This is a genomic window from Kitasatospora sp. NPDC048715, from assembly GCF_043198905.1.
Classification (GTDB): domain Bacteria; phylum Actinomycetota; class Actinomycetes; order Streptomycetales; family Streptomycetaceae; genus Kitasatospora; species Kitasatospora lactacystinica.
Genome location: NZ_JBICVH010000001.1, coordinates 252,635 through 269,791 on the forward strand (window position 1 = coordinate 252,635; position 17,157 = coordinate 269,791).

The 17,157-nt window shown below is 75.5% G+C and carries 10 protein-coding genes and 3 tRNA genes; 11 read left to right on the forward strand and 2 right to left on the reverse strand.

Annotated features, from left to right (window positions below; genetic code table 11):
• The first annotated feature begins 372 nt into the window (after window positions 1–372).
• Window positions 373–1,161 carry a pyridoxal 5'-phosphate synthase gene (locus ACGFSC_RS01205; protein WP_359897798.1) on the forward strand — a complete coding sequence of 263 codons (789 nt, stop codon included), beginning with the start codon at window positions 373–375 and terminating at the stop codon, window positions 1,159–1,161.
• A gap of 64 nt (window positions 1,162–1,225) precedes the next feature.
• Here ACGFSC_RS01205 and ACGFSC_RS01210 read toward each other — a convergent pair whose 3' ends face one another.
• A complete protein-coding gene (locus ACGFSC_RS01210; RefSeq protein ID WP_359897799.1) occupies window positions 1,226–2,293 on the reverse strand; it encodes an EamA family transporter in 1,068 nt (355 codons plus the stop codon).
• Window positions 2,294–2,445: 152 nt separating this feature from the next.
• Here ACGFSC_RS01210 and ACGFSC_RS01215 point away from each other — a divergent pair, with 152 nt between their 5' ends.
• The 4 genes from ACGFSC_RS01215 (at window position 2,446) to ACGFSC_RS01230 (ending at window position 6,863) form a co-directional block, all read left to right on the forward strand.
• Complete coding sequence (locus ACGFSC_RS01215; RefSeq protein WP_359897800.1) at window positions 2,446–3,318, forward strand: DUF1906 domain-containing protein; 873 nt, start codon at window positions 2,446–2,448, stop codon at window positions 3,316–3,318.
• Between the two features lie 44 nt (window positions 3,319–3,362).
• The gene (locus ACGFSC_RS01220; protein ID WP_359897802.1) at window positions 3,363–4,613 is read left to right on the forward strand and encodes a hypothetical protein; all 1,251 of its coding nucleotides are present in this window, start codon (window positions 3,363–3,365) and stop codon (window positions 4,611–4,613) included.
• A 319-nt stretch (window positions 4,614–4,932) separates the two neighbouring features.
• Window positions 4,933–5,073 (forward strand): hypothetical protein, encoded by a 141-nt coding sequence (locus tag ACGFSC_RS01225; RefSeq protein WP_359897803.1) that lies wholly within the window; start codon window positions 4,933–4,935, stop codon window positions 5,071–5,073.
• A gap of 128 nt (window positions 5,074–5,201) precedes the next feature.
• Window positions 5,202–6,863 carry a long-chain fatty acid--CoA ligase gene (locus ACGFSC_RS01230; RefSeq protein WP_359897804.1) on the forward strand — a complete coding sequence of 554 codons (1,662 nt, stop codon included), beginning with the start codon at window positions 5,202–5,204 and terminating at the stop codon, window positions 6,861–6,863.
• 146 nt (window positions 6,864–7,009) lie between these two features.
• Here ACGFSC_RS01230 and ACGFSC_RS01235 read toward each other — a convergent pair whose 3' ends face one another.
• Window positions 7,010–10,549 carry a PAS domain-containing protein gene (locus ACGFSC_RS01235; RefSeq protein ID WP_359897805.1) on the reverse strand — a complete coding sequence of 1,180 codons (3,540 nt, stop codon included), beginning with the start codon at window positions 10,547–10,549 and terminating at the stop codon, window positions 7,010–7,012.
• 177 nt (window positions 10,550–10,726) lie between these two features.
• Between ACGFSC_RS01235 and ACGFSC_RS01240 the strand changes: the two genes are divergently transcribed.
• The 6 genes from ACGFSC_RS01240 (at window position 10,727) to ACGFSC_RS01265 (ending at window position 17,151) form a co-directional block, all read left to right on the forward strand.
• Window positions 10,727–10,820, forward strand: a tRNA-Ser gene (locus tag ACGFSC_RS01240).
• Window positions 10,821–11,029: 209 nt separating this feature from the next.
• Window positions 11,030–11,105 (forward strand) — tRNA-Arg (locus tag ACGFSC_RS01245).
• Between the two features lie 31 nt (window positions 11,106–11,136).
• A tRNA-Arg gene (locus ACGFSC_RS01250) sits at window positions 11,137–11,212 on the forward strand.
• Window positions 11,213–11,573: 361 nt separating this feature from the next.
• Window positions 11,574–14,684 (forward strand): Ig-like domain-containing protein, encoded by a 3,111-nt coding sequence (locus ACGFSC_RS01255; protein ID WP_359897806.1) that lies wholly within the window; start codon window positions 11,574–11,576, stop codon window positions 14,682–14,684.
• 194 nt (window positions 14,685–14,878) lie between these two features.
• Window positions 14,879–16,153 (forward strand): SPFH domain-containing protein, encoded by a 1,275-nt coding sequence (locus ACGFSC_RS01260; protein ID WP_392862099.1) that lies wholly within the window; start codon window positions 14,879–14,881, stop codon window positions 16,151–16,153.
• On the forward strand, window positions 16,150–17,151 hold the full coding sequence (locus tag ACGFSC_RS01265) for a C40 family peptidase (protein ID WP_359897809.1): 1,002 nt from the start codon (window positions 16,150–16,152) through the stop codon (window positions 17,149–17,151). Before ACGFSC_RS01260 ends, ACGFSC_RS01265 begins: the two co-directional genes overlap by 4 nt.
• Window positions 17,152–17,157: the final 6 nt, after the last annotated feature.

A 17,157-nucleotide genomic window follows, 5' to 3' on the forward strand; every position in this document is an offset into this window, starting at 1 on the left:
CGGTCGGATCGGTTGGAACGGTCGTAACGGAAACCGAGGTACCACCGCAGTACAGCAGAGGGAACAGCGCATTCGACCGGCCGCGGAAAGGGTCACCGCGAATCCGGCCTCGTGGGCGGTGCCGATGGCGGCACCGCCCACGAGTGTGTCCGGTGCCGGTGCCGGTGCCAGTGCCGGTGCCAGTGCCGGCGCGTCCGGTGCCCGCCCCGGAACCGCCCGCCGACCGGCCCGGATCCGTCCACCGAGGGCCCGCGCCCGGAGCCGTGGGTGCACGGCGGTACGGTTGCGCTCCGACAGCGCACCACGTGCCCGGGCCCGAAGGGCCGGCCCGGCCGGGGCGGCGACCGCGGCAATCGGAAGGAAGGGCGCGCGATGGCGGCGGAGGAGGAGGGCCTGACGGGCCCGGGCGAGGCCAGGCCTGCACCGGAGCCCGCGGCGGACACGCGCCCGGAGCCGTCTGCCGAGCCGGTCCACGAGCACCGGCCCGGGCCCAGGTCCGTCCCCGAGCTGCTGCTCGGCCGTCCGCCGATGGCCCGCCCGCTGCCCTCCTTCGACCATGCGGCCGCCCCCACCGAGCCCGGCCCGCTGTTCGTGGACTGGCTCGCCACCGCGCTGCACGCCGGGGTGCTGGACCCGCAGGCCTTCACCCTCTCGACCGTCGACGCCGACGGCATGCCGGACGCCCGGGTGCTGGTGCTGCGCGACGTCGACGCGGCCGGCACCGGCTGGAACTTCTCCGCGGCCGCCGACAGCCCCAAGGGCCGTCAGCTCGCCGGTCACCCGGCCGCCGCGCTGACCGTCTACTGGCCGCAGCTGGGCCGCCAGGTCCGGGTGCGCGGCACCGTCGAGCGGGCCGCCGACCTGGTCGCCGCCGCCGAGTTCGCCACCCGCTCGCCCGCCGCCCGGGTCGGCGCGCTGGTCGGGCGGCAGAGCGAGCCGCTGGGCTCGGTCGACGAGTACGACGAGGCGGAGGCGGTCGCCCGTCGCCGGCTGGAGACGTACCCGGACGCGGTCGCGGCGGGGCACGCGGTCTACACCCTGTGGGCGCACGAGGTGGAGTTCTGGCAGGGCGACGCCCAGCGCCGGCACATCCGGCTGCGCTACACCCGTACCGGCCCGGTCAGTTCCCCGGAGTGGTCGCGCACCCTGCTCTGGCCGTAGGGCGTCCCCGGGGCGCGCCTCCCCGGAGGAGCACCCGGGGCTGACGTCCTCCGGGGAGGCGCGGCTACCGCCGCCCGGTCAGCGTGGCGCCCACGCTGGCCGCGACCACACAGCCGATCCCGGCCAGCTGCGGCACGCCCAGCAGCTGGCCCAGCACCACCAGCCCGACCAGCGCGCTGACCGCCGGCTCCAGGCTGACCAGCACGCTGAACACCCGCTGCGGCATCCGTCGCAGCGCGGTCATCTCCAGCGCGTACGGGATCACCGGCAGCAGCAGCGACACCCCGGCCACCGCGGCGAGCAGCCCCAGTGGCGAGGCGCCGGGCGCGGTCAGCCCGTCCCAGGCCTGGCCGAGCCCGAAGGGTGCCAGCGCCAGCGCGCCGACCGTCATCGACACCGCCAGGCCCTGGAAGCCCTGGAAGGTCGCTCCCACCTTGTCGGTGAACAGGATGTACAGGGCGTAGCAGGCGGCCGCCCCGAAGGCGTAGAGCAGGCCGACCGGGTCGAGCGACCCGCCGCCGTCCCCCTCGCCGAGCAGGGTCAGCAGCACCACGCCCGCGGCGGCGAGCAGCGCCCAGAGCAGGTGGCTGGCGCGCCGGGCGAAGACCAGGGCGACCGCGAGCGGGCCGAGGAACTCGATGGTGGCGGCGGTGCCCATCGGCAGCCGGTCGATCGCCCCGGCGAACAGGAAGGTCATTCCGGCCGAGGCCACGCCGAGCAGTGCGGCCGCGACGAGGTCGCGCGGGCGCTTGTCGCGGAGCCTGGGCCGGGTGACGGCGAGCAGGATGACGGCGGCGAAGCCGAGCCGCAGGAAGGTCGTGCCGCTGACGCCGAGCGGGCCGAACAGCGGCTTGGACAGGGCGATGCCGGTCTGCACCAGGAACATCGCGGTCAGACAGAGAAGCGGCGCCGGGATCCTCTCCGGGCGCCGCAGGACCTTGCCGAGCCGGCCGGTGGACCGGCCGGGGTCGATCCCGGGTGGCGCCGCGGGGCCGGAGGCCCCACCTCGTCGCCAGCTTCCCCGCTCGCCGGCAGGCTCGCCCTTGGGGGCGGGCGGCATGGCCAGGGCCTCGGCGACGGCGGCGGCCGACGACGAGGCGGCAGGGGTTTCGCTGGTATGGGAGGTGGGCATATTTGTGAGTTTGCCGTAAGGAGTGATGAACGGGCAAGCTCGTTACAAAAATCGGGACGGATGCGGACGGGTGCGTCCGAAAGGGTGGACTCGCGCGGGCGCTGCGGCGTGGTTGCGGCAAGCCCCCGACGGACCGTCAGTATCAAGGCGGGGTGCGCCTTCTCCGCCCCGCCGCCCTCCTCGCCGCCGCCCTCGTGCTCCTGCTGGCCACCGACGGGACGGGCGTGAACGCCGAAGCCACCGTCCCGGCCGCCTTCTCCGCCCCCCGCATCCGGGCCGTCACGCTGCCCGACCGGTCCGGCCCGCCCCGGGTCCGCGACACCTGGAGCGGCCCCGCCTTCGACGCCTGCACCGCACCGTCGCTCGACACCCTGACGACCTGGCGCGACGCCTCCCCGTACGGGGCGGTCGGCATCTACACCAGCGGCTCCCAGCGCGGCTGCGACCAGCCCCGGCTCACCACCGAGTGGGTGCGCCAGGCGCGGGCGCTGGGCTGGCGGTTCCTGCCGGTGCACGTCGGACTGCAGGCGCCGTGCGCCGAACCGGGCCGCAAGCCCAAGCGGATCGACCCGGCGAAGGCCGCCGAGCAGGGCCGGGAGGAGGCGGAGGAGGCCGCCCGGGCCCTGCGCGCGCTCGGACTCGCCAAGGGCAGCCCGGTCTACCTGGACATCGAGGCCTACCCGATGCGCGACCCGGCCTGCGGCCAGGCCGTGGTCGACTTCACCCTCGGCTGGACCGCGGCCCTGCACGACGCCGACTACCGCTCCGGCTTCTACTCCAGCCTCGACTCCGGCATCGCGGACCTCGCCGCCGCCGCCCGCGCCGGCAGCTCCCCGATGCCCGACGCGCTCTGGTACGCCCGCTGGGACGACCGGGCCGACACCGACGGCTCCGGCGGCCTCGCCCCCGACCTCTGGAGCTTGCACCAGCGCGTCCACCAGTACCACGGGAACGTCGAGGAGACCTTCGGCGGCGCCACCCTCACCGTCGACCGCAACCACGTGGACGGCCCGACCGCCCACTGAGCCCCGCCGGTAGGGTGGCCCCCGATCGAGCACGGGGGAACGGCATGGCGAACGGGCAGGGGTACGGCGGCAGCACCGGCGGGTACGGCGCGCCGCCACCGCAGAACCCGTACGGACAGCACCACTACGCGCAGAACCCGTACGAGCAGAACCCGTACGCGCAGCCGGTGCCACCGCCGCAGTCCTACCCGCCCCGGCAGCCGCAGGCCGTCCCGGCGCAACAGGCCCACCCGGTCCACCCGGCCCAGCCCGCCCCCCAACAGCCGTACGCCGCCGACCGGTTCGGCACCCCGCCGGAGCCCGGCGCCGGCCGCCCCGGCGGCTTCCCCGGCCCCGCGCCGCGCCGCAACCGCCTGGCCGTGCTGGTCCAGTTCGTCCTCCAGTGGGTCTACGCGCCGCTCTGGATCCTCGGCCTGGTGCTGCTCTTCGTCGTCCTGCTCCTCGCGGACTACAGCGGGGGAGGCCCCGACTCCGACGGCTGGCTGAAGGTCAACCGCAGCTTCGTCCCGCCCCGCCGGCTGCGGGCCGAGCTCTCCGGCAGGCCGGAGCACTGGGAGCGCTACGTCGCCCCGATCCTGGCCCGCCGGATCGCCGCCGCCGAGGCGGCGCACGCGGCCGGCGACGGCGAGGTGCGGGCCGACCTCGGCCGGGTGATGCGGGTCGGACTCCCGCTGCGGTTCTACCGCGGTCTCGGCGCGGCCGGCGTGGTCCGGCTCGCGGAGCGGCACGGCTGGCACGGCGTGGCGTCCGGGACGGACACCGGGCACGTCCGCCTCGCCCGCCACTTCCCCGCCCCGGCCGCCCTGAACGCCCCCTCCCCGCAGGACCCGCCCGCCGCCCCCGGCACCCCGTGGGGCCCGCAGCCGGTCCGCTTCGCGCCGCTGCTGCCGTTCGTCCTCCTGCTCCAGGTCCTCTACGTCCCGGTGTACGGCCTGCTCACCTGCTGGGTGAGCCGCCCCGAGCCCGACCACTGGGACCGCTGGGGCGCCCGCTGGACCGTCGGCCCGCGCGCCTTCCGCGCCGAGTTCACCAACAGCCCCGCCGCCTGGGACCGCCACATCCGCCGCATCCTCGAACGCGACGCCACCCGCATCCGCGCCGCCGCCGCCCGCACCCCCGGCACCACGCCCGGCACGACCCCCGCGCACCGCATCCAGCTCAAGCGCGCCACCTACCGCGGCGCCGGCGCCCACCAGGCCCTGCGCATCGCCGCCGAACAGGGCTGGACCCTCGACCCCGCCTACCTCCCCGACCCCGCCAACTCCCTCCGCCTCACCCGCCCCGACCTCCCCTGACCTCCCCGCCGCCGCACCGAGCCGTTCATCGCCGTCTGTTCGACGATTCGCCGGATCACCGCCCGCGCCCCGGATGGGTTCGTCCGGACGGCGCGGAACCGGAAGAACCGGGGGATCGGGTGTCGAACAGGATCTGGGAGGTTTTCGGCGGCGGGCCGGTGGCCAAGGCCGGCACGCCGGTACCGGCCCCGTCTCCGGGGCCGGCGCCGACAGCGCCCGGCGACGAACGCGGGGGCCGCAGGAGCGTGCTCACGACCGTCGGTGGGCAGCCGAAGAAGTGACGGGGCATCGGAAGTCGCATCGACGGAGCGGAGCGCTCGTGGCCCTGGTGCTGACGGCGGCGTTGGCCGGCGGCGGGCAGGTGTGGATCTTCACCGATCGGCATCGCGCCGCGGTCGGGGCCGAGCTGCCGGAGGGGGTGCGGCAGCGGGCGGAGGGCGGAACCGGGACGAATCCGTGATCCGTGCAACGGGGCCGGGATACTGACAGCGGGGGGTGGGGGCGGCACAATCGGGCACGTCGGCGCGCATTACCGCCCGGTAGGTGCCGCAGGCGCAGCCCCCAGTGCCGCCAGGTCGAGGAGGACCCGTGTTCAGCACGATGCAGGACGTACCGCTCACCGTCGCCCGAATCCTGGAGCACGGGTCGACGATCCACGGCCGCTCGACCGTGACCACCTGGGACGGCACGGGGCCGGTCGTCCGGACCTATGCCGAGGTCGGCGCGCGGGCCGCGCAGCTCGCGTGCGCGCTGCGCGACGAGCTGGGGGTGACCGCGGACGATCGGGTGGCCACCTTGATGTGGAACAACACCGAGCACCTGGAGGCGTACCTCGCCGTCCCCGCGATGGGGTCCGTGCTGCACACGCTGAACCTGCGGCTGCCCTCCCAGCAGCTGTCGTTCATCGTCAACCACGCCGCCGACCGCGTGATCATCGTCAACGGCTCCGTCCTGCCGCTGCTCGCCGCCGTCCTCCCGGACCTCGCGCCGACCCTCAGGCACATCGTGGTGAGCGGCCCCGGCGACCGCTCGGTGCTGGCCGGCTTCGCGGGCGCGGTGCACGACTACGAGGAGCTGATCGCCGGCCGGCCCACCGAGTACCCGTGGCAGCACGACATCGACGAGCGGCGGGCCGCCGTGCTCTGCTACACCTCCGGCACCACCGGGGACCCGAAGGGCGTGCTCTACAGCCACCGCTCGGTCTACCTGCACTGCCTCCAGGTGAACACCGGCGACAACTTCGCCTTCACCCCGCGCGACACCGCGCTGCCGGTGGTGCCGATGTTCCACGTCCAGGCCTGGGGCATCCCGCACGCGGCCTTCATGTCCGGCGCCAACCTGCTCATGCCGGATCGTTTCCTCCAGCCCAAGCCGATGGCCGAGATGATCGCCGCCGTCCGCCCGACCGTCAGCGCCGCCGTCCCCACCATCTGGGCCGGCCTGCTGGACGAACTCGACGCGGGCGACTACGACACCTCCAGCCTGCGCATGGTGGTCATCGGCGGCAGCGCCTGTCCGCCGTCGCTGATGAAGGCCTACGAGGAGCGCCACGGCATCCGGGTGCTGCACGCCTGGGGCATGACCGAGACCTCCCCGCTCGGCTCCTTCGCCCAGCCGCCGGGCGGCCTCACCCCCGAGCAGGAGTGGCCGTACCGGGTCACCCAGGGCGTCTTCCCTGCCTCCGTCGAGGCCCGGCTGATCGGCCCGGGCGGCGAGCGGATGCCGCACGACGGCGTCTCGGCGGGCGAGTTGGAGGTGCGCGGCCCGTGGATCGCCGGGGCGTACTACGGCGGCGCCGGCCAGGACCCGGTCCGCCCGGACGACAAGTTCTCCGAGGACGGCTGGCTGCGCACCGGCGACGTCGGCACGATCACCGCGGACGGCTACCTGACCCTCACCGACCGGGCCAAGGACGTCATCAAGTCCGGCGGCGAGTGGATCTCCTCGGTCGAGCTGGAGAACGCCCTGATGGCCCACCCCGACGTGGCCGAGGCCGCCGTGGTCGCCGTCCCGGACGAGAAGTGGGGCGAGCGCCCGCTGGCGACCGTGGTGCTGCGCCCCGGCGCGGCCGTCGGCCTGAAGGAGCTGCGGGCCTTCCTGGGCGAGCGGATCGCCTCCTGGCAGCTGCCGGAGCGCTGGGCGATCGTGGAGTCGGTGCCGAAGACCTCGGTCGGCAAGTTCGACAAGAAGGTGATCCGGGCCGGCTACGCGGCGCAGGAGCTGGACGTCACGGTGCTCGGCAAGGAGTGACCGGCCGAAAGGGCCGGCCGCCCCCGTACGGAACGGGGGCGGCCGGCCCTTTCACGTGCCGGAGTGCCGGAGATCCCGAGAGCCCGAGAGCCCGAGAGCCCGAGAGCTGCAGAGCCGGCCAACGACGGAGCCGGCCCGCGGCGGAGTCAGCCCGCGGCGGCGACGCCCGCCTCGCCCATCGCACCGATCCGCCCGAGCAGGTCGACGATCCGGGACTGGACGTCCTCGCTGGTCGAGCGCTCGGCGAGGAAGAGCACGGTCTCGCCGGTCCGCAGCCGGGGCAGTTCGCGCGGGTCGAGGTCCACGGAGGTGTAGACCACCAGCGGGGTGCGGTGCAGCCGGTCGTTGGCGCGCAGCCAGTCCAGCAGGCCGACCCGGCGGCGGCGGATCTGCAGCAGGTCCATCACCACCAGGTTGGGCTGCACACTGCTGGCCCGGGCCACCGCGTCGTTCTCGTCCACCGCGTGCTCGACGTGCATGCCGCGCCGCTCCAGGCTGCTGATCATGGCGGCGGCGATGTCCGGGTCGCCCTCGACCAGCAGCACCCGCGGGGCGTGGTGCTCGCCGTCGCGCGGTGCGAGGGCGCGCAGCAGGACGGCCGGGTCGGCCCCGTACGCCGCGTCCCGGGTGGCCTGGCCGAGGCCGGCGGTGACCAGCACCGGGACCCGGCGGTTGAGCGCCGCGGTGCGCAGCGACTGGAGCGCGGTGCGGGTGATCGGGCCGGTCAGCGGGTCGACGAAGAGGGCGGCGGGGAAGCCGGGGACCTGGGCGTCCACCTCCTCGCGGGAGCGGACGATCACCGGCAGGTAGCCGCGTGCCTGGAGGGCCTGCTTGGTGGCCGGGTCGGGCTCGGGCCAGACCAGCAGCCGGCGGGTGTTGGCCAGTTCGCCGGTCGGGGCGGACGGCTGCTCGTCGGCGGGCCGCTCGTCGGCGGGCGGGAGCTCGGCCATCGGGCGCGGCGCGGTCCGGTGGGCCTCGGCCGGTACGGGCGGCTGCGGCGCGGTGGCGGGCACCGGCGCGGGGCCGAGCTGGCGCGGCGGGGCGAGCTCGCCCAGGCCGGTGCCGACCGGGCGGGGGCCGGACGGCTCCTCGGCGGCGGGCAGGGCGGCGCGGGCGGGCGCCAGCGCGGTGCCGGGGGAGGGCAGCGCCTGGCCGACCTGGCCGACGTGCTCGACCTGGCCGACCGGACCGGCCGGAGCGGAGGCGTTCACCAGGGCGTCCGGGTCCGGTCCCGGCGGGACGGCCAGCCGGCGGCGGCGTCCGGTCGGCGCGGCGGCGCCCGGTTCGGGCAGCGCGGGCGCGGGACCGGCCGGCAGGGCGTGCTCCAGGCCGGGGTAGACCGGGGCGTCGGCTGCTCCGGGCAGGGCGAAGCCGCCGGAGGACTCCTCGGTCGAGGGCAGCGCGCGGCGGCGCCGGTGCTTGGTCTCGCCCGGGGCCTGCTCCTGGGCGGCCTCGGTGGTCGGGGCGGTCGGGGTGCCGGCCGGCGGGGTGCCGTCCGGGGCGGTGGGCGCGGGGGCCGGGCCGAGCGCGAGCGGCTCGCGCCCGCCGGGGCGGTTCGGCGGCGCCCGGTGGCCCTCGACGGGCACGGCGTAGGCGGGGCCGGAGCGGCCGTCGTCCTTGCCCCACGGGTCGCTCTGGGCCCCGTCCGGTCCGGGCAGGCCCTGGCGGCCGTACGCGGGGTCGTTGCCGGTGCCGTTCCACTGCTCGGGGACGGCCCGCTCGACCCGGGCGGGGGCGTTCGGCCACTGGTCGGCCGGAATGTCGGGGGCATCGGGGGTGCCGGAGGTGCCGGGAGTGCCGGGGGTGTCGGACTCCGGGGCCTCGGCGGCCGGTCGGCCTCGGCGGCCGCGCCGTTCGGCGGGGGGCTCCTCGGCGGGTGCCCGCTCCGCGGCGGGGGCTTCGGGGGCCTCGGCGCCGGGCTGTTCGGCGGTCGCCGCGGGTTCGGTGCTCTCACCGCTGCTGGGCAGCTGCGGGATGCCCGGAAGCTCGGGCAGGACGGCGCTGTCGCTCTCCTTGGGCCGGTCGGAGCGGCCTTCGGCGGCGGCGCGCTCGGCGGCGGCCTTCGCGGCGACCGGGTCCAGCGGCAGCTCGACGACGTACGTGGTGCCGGCCTTGCCGGGCAGCTCGTGCGGCTGGAGCACGCCGCCGTGGCGCTCGACCACCGCGCGGGCTATCGGCAGGTGGACGGGGCTGCCGCCGACGCCGGGGCCGCGGATCTCGACCCGGGCGACCTCGCCGCGCTGGGCGGCGGCCAGCACGACGGTCGGCAGGTCGGGTGCGGGCGGCAGCGCGGGAGTGGCGGCGCCGTTCAGCCCGGGCACGGCCAGGCCGGGGGAGGGGGCGTCGGGGGGGTCCAGGGCCAGTCCGATGCCGCTGACGTCGGCGACCAGGTGGGCCAGTGCCTGGGCGAGCCGCCGCTCGTCGGCGATCACCTCGACCGCGGCGGCGTGCACCGAGAACCGCACCCGGCCGGGGCCGACCAGCTCGCCGGCCACGTCGACGGCCCGGCGGACCACCTTGTCCAGGCCGACCGGCACCCGGGGCGCGGGCGTCCGCCCGTCCTTGGCGTCCTTGCCGGCCTTGGGCTCCTTGCCGTCCTTGCTGTCCTTGCCGTCCTTGGCCTCGCTGCCGGCGCTCTCGCCGGCCTCGCAGCGCTGGTGGTCGAGCACCCCGTCGATCAGCTTCCCGAACCGGCGGCACTCGGCGGCCAGCCGGCGCAGCGTCCAGTTGGCCTCCGGCCAGAGCTGGCCGGCCGGGTCGGCGGCGAGCGCGTCGAGCCGCTGGTTCAGCGCGTTCAGCGCGCCGCCCAGCTCGCTCTCCAGGACGGCGGTGAGGTGCTCGTTGCGGGCGACCAGGGCGAGTTCGCGGCTGCGGTCGGTGAAGGTCATCACCGCGCCGACCAGCTGGTCGCCGTCCCGGACCGGGGCGGTGGTGAGGTCGACGGTGACCGGCCGGCCGTCCTTGCGCCACAGCACGGTGCCGCGCACCCGGTGCTTGCGGCCGGAGGTCAGGGTGTCCAGCAGCGCCGACTCCTCCAGCGCCAGCGGGGTTCCGTCGGCCCGGGAGTGCTGGATCAGCGGGTGCAGTTCGCGCCCGCCCAGCTCGCTCGCCCGGTACTCCAGGATGTGCGCGGCGGCCGGGTTGACCAGCACGCAGCGGCCTTCGAGGTCCACGCCGAGCACGCCCTCGGCGGCGGCGCGCAGGATCATCTCGGTCTGCTTGTGCTGGCGGCGCAGCTCGGCCTCGACGCCGAGCCGGCCGGACAGGTCGCGGACCAGCAGCAGGAGCAGGTCGGAGGAGGAGGGCGAGTTCTCGCGGTACGAGTCGTACGGGGAGCGCGCGTAGCCGCGGCCGTCGCCGTCGTCGGCGAAGTCGTTGCCGGAGACCTCGACCGGGAAGGTGGTGCCGTCGGTGCGGTGGGCGGTCATCCGGACCGGGCGGTCGAGGGCCTCGTCGTCGCGGGTGGCCGGGCGCATCGAGCCGGGGATGCGGCTGGGGTCGAACTCGGGCAGCAGACCCAGCACGCCCATGCCGACCAGTGAGGTGCCCGGCGCCTGCAACGCCTGGACCGCCGCGCTGTTGGCGTCCACGACGGTGCCGTTGCTGTTCACCAGCAGCAACGCGTCGGGCAGGGCGTCGAGTATGGCGGCGAGGCGAGCAGCGCCTCGGATCGGCCTGCTGCTCACGTCGACAGGTCTCCTCGGCTCGGGGCAGCTCCTCCGGAGACGGCAGTATCTCATTCTTCTTTGCGGCGGGGTCGACCCGCCTAGTAACGTTGGCGGTGGTTGGTGCCGAGCCCCACGGTTGTGGCATCATCACTGACACACGGAACGGGTCCGCTCGCGCGGATGCGATCCATGTGGGGAGGCTTCGCCTAGTCCGGTCTATGGCGCCGCACTGCTAATGCGGTTTCGGGGTTATTCCTGATCGAGGGTTCAAATCCCTCAGCCTCCGCCAGTCGGGAGCCCCCGTCGACGATCTCGTCGACGGGGGCTCTTCGCGTTCCCGGACACAGCGCGGGTGCGGGTGCGGGTGCGACCCGGAGCGGGGCCCCGAGCGGGGCCGGAGGGGGTCGGCGGGGGCCCGGATCAACCGATTTCGTCCTACGCCGCAGGTCATGTAATGTTGTCCCCGCAACGCCCCGGAGACAACGTTCACCAGGGCGAGCGCTCATAGCTCAACGGATAGAGCACTTGACTACGGATCAAGAGGTTGCAGGTTCGAATCCTGCTGAGCGCACCAACCTTCGCAAGATCGGGTTCGCCCGTTCCTTGCGCTCATAGCTCAACGGATAGAGCACTTGACTACGGATCAAGAGGTTGCAGGTTCGAATCCTGCTGAGCGCACCATCGAGAAGCCCCCGGCCACCGGCCGGGGGCTTCTCCCGTTCCCCGGCGCGCCGGGCCACTGATTCGAACAGAGCCTTTCGGTGGATGGTTCCGTCCCGGGGACCGGTGTCCCCCGGATGGGTCCGGAGTTCCCGTTCTTGCGGCCGTTCGAGTGGTGCCGATTGCCGCCTAATGGATGAAATGCAGCTGTTTCGGGTACATCCCGTCCTGCCGCCCGAATGACCGCCGATCGGGTGGGACACGGCCAAAAGCACAGGTGTCGCCGTATGCCCGGCCCAGGGCCGTGATTCCTTTTCGTCGGATCTTGTGCAGCCTGCCCGCCTGCCCGCCAGCCCGGCAGCCCACCGCGAAGGAGAGCCGGATGAGCCGACAGTTTTCCCTTACGGCTGCCGCCCTGGCCGTCCTCGCGACCGGGCTGCTGACCACGTGGAACGCCCCGCTCTCGGTGGCCCGCCAGTCCCCCGACACCTGGTCCGCCGAGCACCGGGCGGTGCTGCCCTCCGGACTTTCGGTCCGGTTCGATCTCGACGCCGCCCCGGGCACCGGCGTCACCGCCGCACCGGGCGAACTGGCGGACCGCTCCGCCGCCGGTCTCCCCGCCGCCCGCTATGCCGACGGAATGCGGCCGGGAGATCCCGCGCAGACCTTCGACCTCGCCCCCGACCGTCCGCAGGCGGACGGCTCCTGGCGCACCGTGGGAACGCTCCGGCTGGATTTCTCCCGCCCGGTCCGCAATCCCCGGCTGCACCTCAGCGGCCTGGCCGCGCTCGCCACCGGGAATTCCGGCAGCACCAGCACGGCAACCCGGCTGACCGTGACCGGAGGCTCGCCGGCCGCCCCCGCCCTGGTCGACCGCACGGACTGGCCCGGCTGGACGGTCGAGGGCAACGTCCTCGCCCCCGCGAGCCCGGACGGGGCGTCCGACGGCGAACCCGGTTCGGCGGCCGAGGGCTCGCTGGAACTGGCCGGCACGGTCCGCACCGCGGTGTTCCGGGTCGAGCAGCGCTCCGTCGCCCGGGCCGGCAGCACCACCGCCCCGCCCGTCCTGCACCAGGCCTACACCGTCACGGTCGACGAGGGCCTCGGCACCGCCCCGCAGGACTACGGCAACGCCTCGCACGTGGTCACCGACCTCTTCCTGGGCGCCGACGCGGCCGGTCCGGCGCGCACCGCCGGCAGCCGTTCCGCCAAGGACCCGGGCAGCGGGCCGCTGGTCCGGCCCGACCACGGGGCGGCCCCGCGCAGCCCGTTCGACGGCCCCCGGGCCGGTCTCCAGCCCGGCCGCGGCGAGTACCAGGGCGCCGACCCGGCGATCGCCTTCCCCGCCGATGCCGCGATCGGCCACTACTACCGGCTCACCGTCCCGGTCGCGGTCGGCGACCAGCCCGCGACCCTGGCCGGCTGGATCGACTTCGACCGCACCGGCCGGTTCGACCCCGCGGAGCGGGTGCAGACCGAGGTCCCGCCGGGCGCCGACACCGCCACCCTGGAGTGGACCGTCCCGGCCGGTGCGGCCTCCGGCGGGACCTGGGCCCGGCTGCGGATCGGGCGCGACGGCGGCCAGCTCGTCTCCTCCGGTGGGTTCGCCGACTCCGGACAGGTAACCGACCAGCGGATCGAGCTGACCGTCGGCGCCGCCCGGCCGGAGATCGCCGAGCCGGTCGACGGGGCCGTGCTCGCCGACGCCCGCCCGCGGATCGGCGGCGGGGGCGCGGTGTCCGGTGCCACGGTGGAGGTCGTCGAGGGCGACACCGCGCTCTGCAAGGCCAAGGTCCTGCGCGGCGGCGACTGGTCCTGCCGCCCCGACACCGGGCTGGCACCCGGTCCGCACGCCCTCACCCCGGTGGAGACCACCACCGGCGGTGTGGTGCTGCGCGGCGAGCCGGTCGGGGTCAGCGTGAAGAGCGTGCCGCCGGGCGCCCCCGTGCTCACCGTCCCCGCGTACACCAACGACCCGGGGCTCCGGCTCACCGGCACCGGCGAGGCGGGCAGCACCGTCTCGGTCGTCGAACGGGGCTCGGGCGACGACCTGTGCATCACGGGGGTGCCGGCGGACGGCCGGTGGTCCTGCCTGCCAGTCGAGAACCTGACGGACGGGAAGCACCTGCTCACCCCGGTCGCGGTCGACGCGGCGGGGAACCGGACGGCCGGGCCGCCGGTGGAGCTGGTCGTCGACACCGGCCTGCCGCAGCGGCCGGTGCTCACCTCCCCGGCCCCGGGGGAGACCGTGCGGGTCAGCCGGCCGAAGCTGGCCGGCCGGGCGGAGCCGGGAGGGAACGTGCTGGTCACGGTGCGGCCCGGGGCGTCCTCGGAGACGGAACGGCGGACGGTGCTCTGCGGGGCCACGGCGGCGTTCGACGGGAGCTGGAGCTGCACGGCCAACCGGGACCTGACGGACGGGGACCAGTGGCTGCTCGTCACGGCGACCGACCGGGCGGGCAACGAGGTCGCGGCGGAGCCGGTGCCGGTACGGGTCGCCGCTGCGGGCGCGGTGCCCGGTCCGGCGGCGTCGAGCCCGGCGGCGTCGGGTCCGGTGGCGTCGAGCCCGGCGGCGTCGGGTCCGGTGGCGTCGAGCCCCGCGGTGTCGGGTTCGGTGTCGCCGAGTCCGACGGCACAGGGTTCGACGGCAGTCGGTCCGACGGCTTCGGCTCCGGCCGCGGAGGTGTCGAGCCCGGTGGCCGGGAGCCCGACCAGGTCGGCCTCGGCCTCGGCCCGGCCCAGTCCGACGACGGCAGCGACGACGGTGTCGGCGTCCGGTCCGGCGGCCAGCCCTGCGGCACCCGGGTCGCCGTCGCCGGGCCCGGTGGCGTCCGGTGCGTCGGCGGTGCCGTCGAACCTCGCCGGGTCGGGCCCGAGCGCTCAGGGTTCGGCGGTGGCCTCGCCTAGTCCGTCGGTCGCGGCGGTGCCTTCGGAGGTGCCCGCGGCGTTGCCGATCGTGGTTCCGTCGGCGGGAGCCCGGCCGGTGACGGCGGGTCCGGTGGTGGCGTCGTCGGTGGCACCGAAGTCGCGTCCGGACGCTTCGGCCCCGGCGCCGGCCACCGTGGCCACCGCGTCCGTCGCGTCCACCGGGCTCGTCGCCCCGATCCCCTCGACCACCGCGACCGTCTCCCCGGCTCCGGCTCCGGCTCCGGCCCCGGCCGACGGTGTCGGCGCCTTGCCGGCCGCTGTCGCCGCGGTGCAGTCCGCGCCCTCGCCGGCCGGGACCGCCGGAGCGGCCGCCGGAACCGCCGGAGCTGCCGACTCGGCCGGGGCCGTCGCCGAACCCGCCGAACCCGCCGAACCCGCCGAGTCCATCCGATCTGCGGCCCGGCCGTTGGCGGCTCCTCCGGCGGAGCCGTCGCAGGGCGCGTCCGGACGGCCCGGGGAGGCCGGCCGGCGCGGTTGGCTCGCCGGAGTCCTGCTGGTGCTCACCGGTCTGGGGCTGATCACCCGTCGGGTGTTCGCCCGCAGGGCCGGTGCTCCTCGGCGCTGATCGGCGCCGAACTGTCCCGACCATCCGCTCATGTGCCTGCGCGTCAGGTCGGCTTTGGATGATTCGTCAGTAAATGTCGACACACCTCGGTTCAAATGTCGCATTTGATGACGTATGAACTTAGCCTGACCCTGGCACTGCCCGTCAGATCCGGGCCGCCCGTTGCGCGACACACCGACCCAGAGGATCCGTGCATGGACGTCACCCGCGATTCTTCGCAGCGACCCGACAATCTGCCCAAGGTGCTTCCGCCGGCAGTGCCGGAACGTTCCGCCTTCGGCTCCAGCCCGCTGGCCAGAACCACGGCCATCAGGACCGTCACGTCGGACGGCCCGGCCGACAGCGGGCCGGCGACCACCCCGCTGGCCGTCGTCCCGAGCCCCGCGCACGCCGGCCCGGCGGACCGGCGCGACCCGCTGGAGACGGCCGCCCCCGAGACCGTCGAGCTGCTGGACGCCACGGCGGCCGGAACCCAGACCACCACCACCTCCCGGCGCCCGCCGCGCGCCGACCAGGCGCTGCGCGAGCACCGCGCCGCCGCGCTGCCCGGCTGGATCGCCCTGCTGGCCGTGCTGATCGGCGTGGCCGGTGTGCTGTTCGTGCTGCTGCGCACCGGCGTCATCCCGTACTGGGACGCGCTGCCCGACCTGCGCGGCACCGCCGCACGGGAGAGCGGCCGGGTGGAGGTGGACGCGCAGTGGATCGCCGCGGCGGCCGCGGCCGGCCTGCTGGTGGTGCTCGCGCTCGCCGGACTGCTGGCCAACGCGGGCGGCGAGACCCGGGTGCTGACCCGCTGGGGCCGCTACCGGGGCACTGTCCGCCGGGCCGGCCTGGTCTGGGTCAACCCGCTGCTGCGCCGTCGTCGGGTGGACGTGCGGCTGCGGCACTGGCGCAGCGAGCCGGTCAAGGTGGTGGACCGCACCGGCACGCCGATCGTGGTCCGGCTGCTGATCGTCTGGCGGGTCAAGGACACCGCGCGGGCGCTGCTGGCGATCGAGGACCACGAGAGCTACCTGCGCGAGCAGGTCCAGGCGGTGCTCACCCGCACTGCGTCCACCCTGCCCTGCGACAGCAACGCGGCCCCCGGACCCGCGCTGCGCGACGGGCAGTGGTTCGCCGACGAGATGACCAGGGCGCTGGCGGCCGAGGCCGCCCCGGCCGGCCTGGAGGTCTACTCGGTGCAGCCGCTGGCCCTGGAGTACGCGCCCGAGGTGGCCGAGTCGATGCGCCGGCGCCGGCTGGCCGACCTGGACGCGGGCCTGCGCACGGTGCTGGTGGACGACGCGGTGGAGGCGGCGGCGCTCGCCGTCCGCCGTCTGGAGCGGGCGACCGCGCACGAACTGGACGAGGCCGCCCGCAGCGCGCTGATGGAACAGCTGCTGGTCGCCTTCGTCGCCCCGGCCGGAGTGGCCGCCTCGGTACCGTCCCCGGCCGCCCGCGCCGGGCGGAAGGAAGGACGACCCGCATGAGGATAGCCACCGGCGCGTACGCCGAACCCGCCGTCACCATCGGCTCAGGCGGCCCCGACGGTGATCCCGGTCTGATCGGCTTCGAGGAGCGACTCGGCAGCATCCCCGCGATCGCGGGCTGCGGCTGCCCGAACTGCGTCGTCCGGCCGCGCACCGCCCGCTCCGCGGCGGCGGCCGGCGGCAGCCGAATACACCGGGCCGTGCGGAGCACCTGTCTGGCCACCACCGTGCTGGCGGGCGCCGGCGTCGTCGGCCTGACGGCCGGCGCCGGATCCGCGCACGCCGCGGCCGGGAAGCAGGGCTGGGACGGGTCCAAGTACTGGTTCAAGAACGGCTCCGGCGAGTGGCGTTGGACCAGCCACTACGACGTCTACACGAGCCGCACCGGGCAGTCCGCCGGCTCGGCCGGCGCCACCGCCCAGGCCGCCTCCAACGGTTCGGCCTCCTCCGCCGGGATGCGCCAGGGCTGGGACGGGTCGAAGTACTGGTTCAAGAACGGCTCCGGCGAGTGGCGTTGGACCAGCCACTACGACGTCTACACGAGCCGCACCAGGCAGTCCGGCGGCTCGGCCCAGGCCCCCGCGCAGCCCGCGGCCCCCGCGAGCCGTCCGTCGGCCAAGTCCTCGCCGGCCCCCGGAAGCATGGAGGCGGCCATCGACTACGCGCTCGCCCAACTGGGCAAGCCGTACGTCTGGGGCGGCAACGGCCCGTCCGGCTACGACTGTTCGGGGCTGGTCCAGCAGGCCTACCGGCGCGCGGGGATCAGCCTGCCGCGGGTGGCCGACGACCAGTACGCGGCGACCACGCCGATCAGCGCCGGGCAACTGCGCCGCGGCGACCTGGTGTTCTGGTCCGACAGCGGCCGGGCCTCGGGGATCCACCACGTGGGGATCTACCTGGGCGGCGGCACCTTCGTGGAGGCGCCCCGGCCGGGGACGACCGTCCGGATCTCGACCCTCAGCCCGGGCTACTACCCGACCCACTTCGGCCGGCCGTAGCCGCGG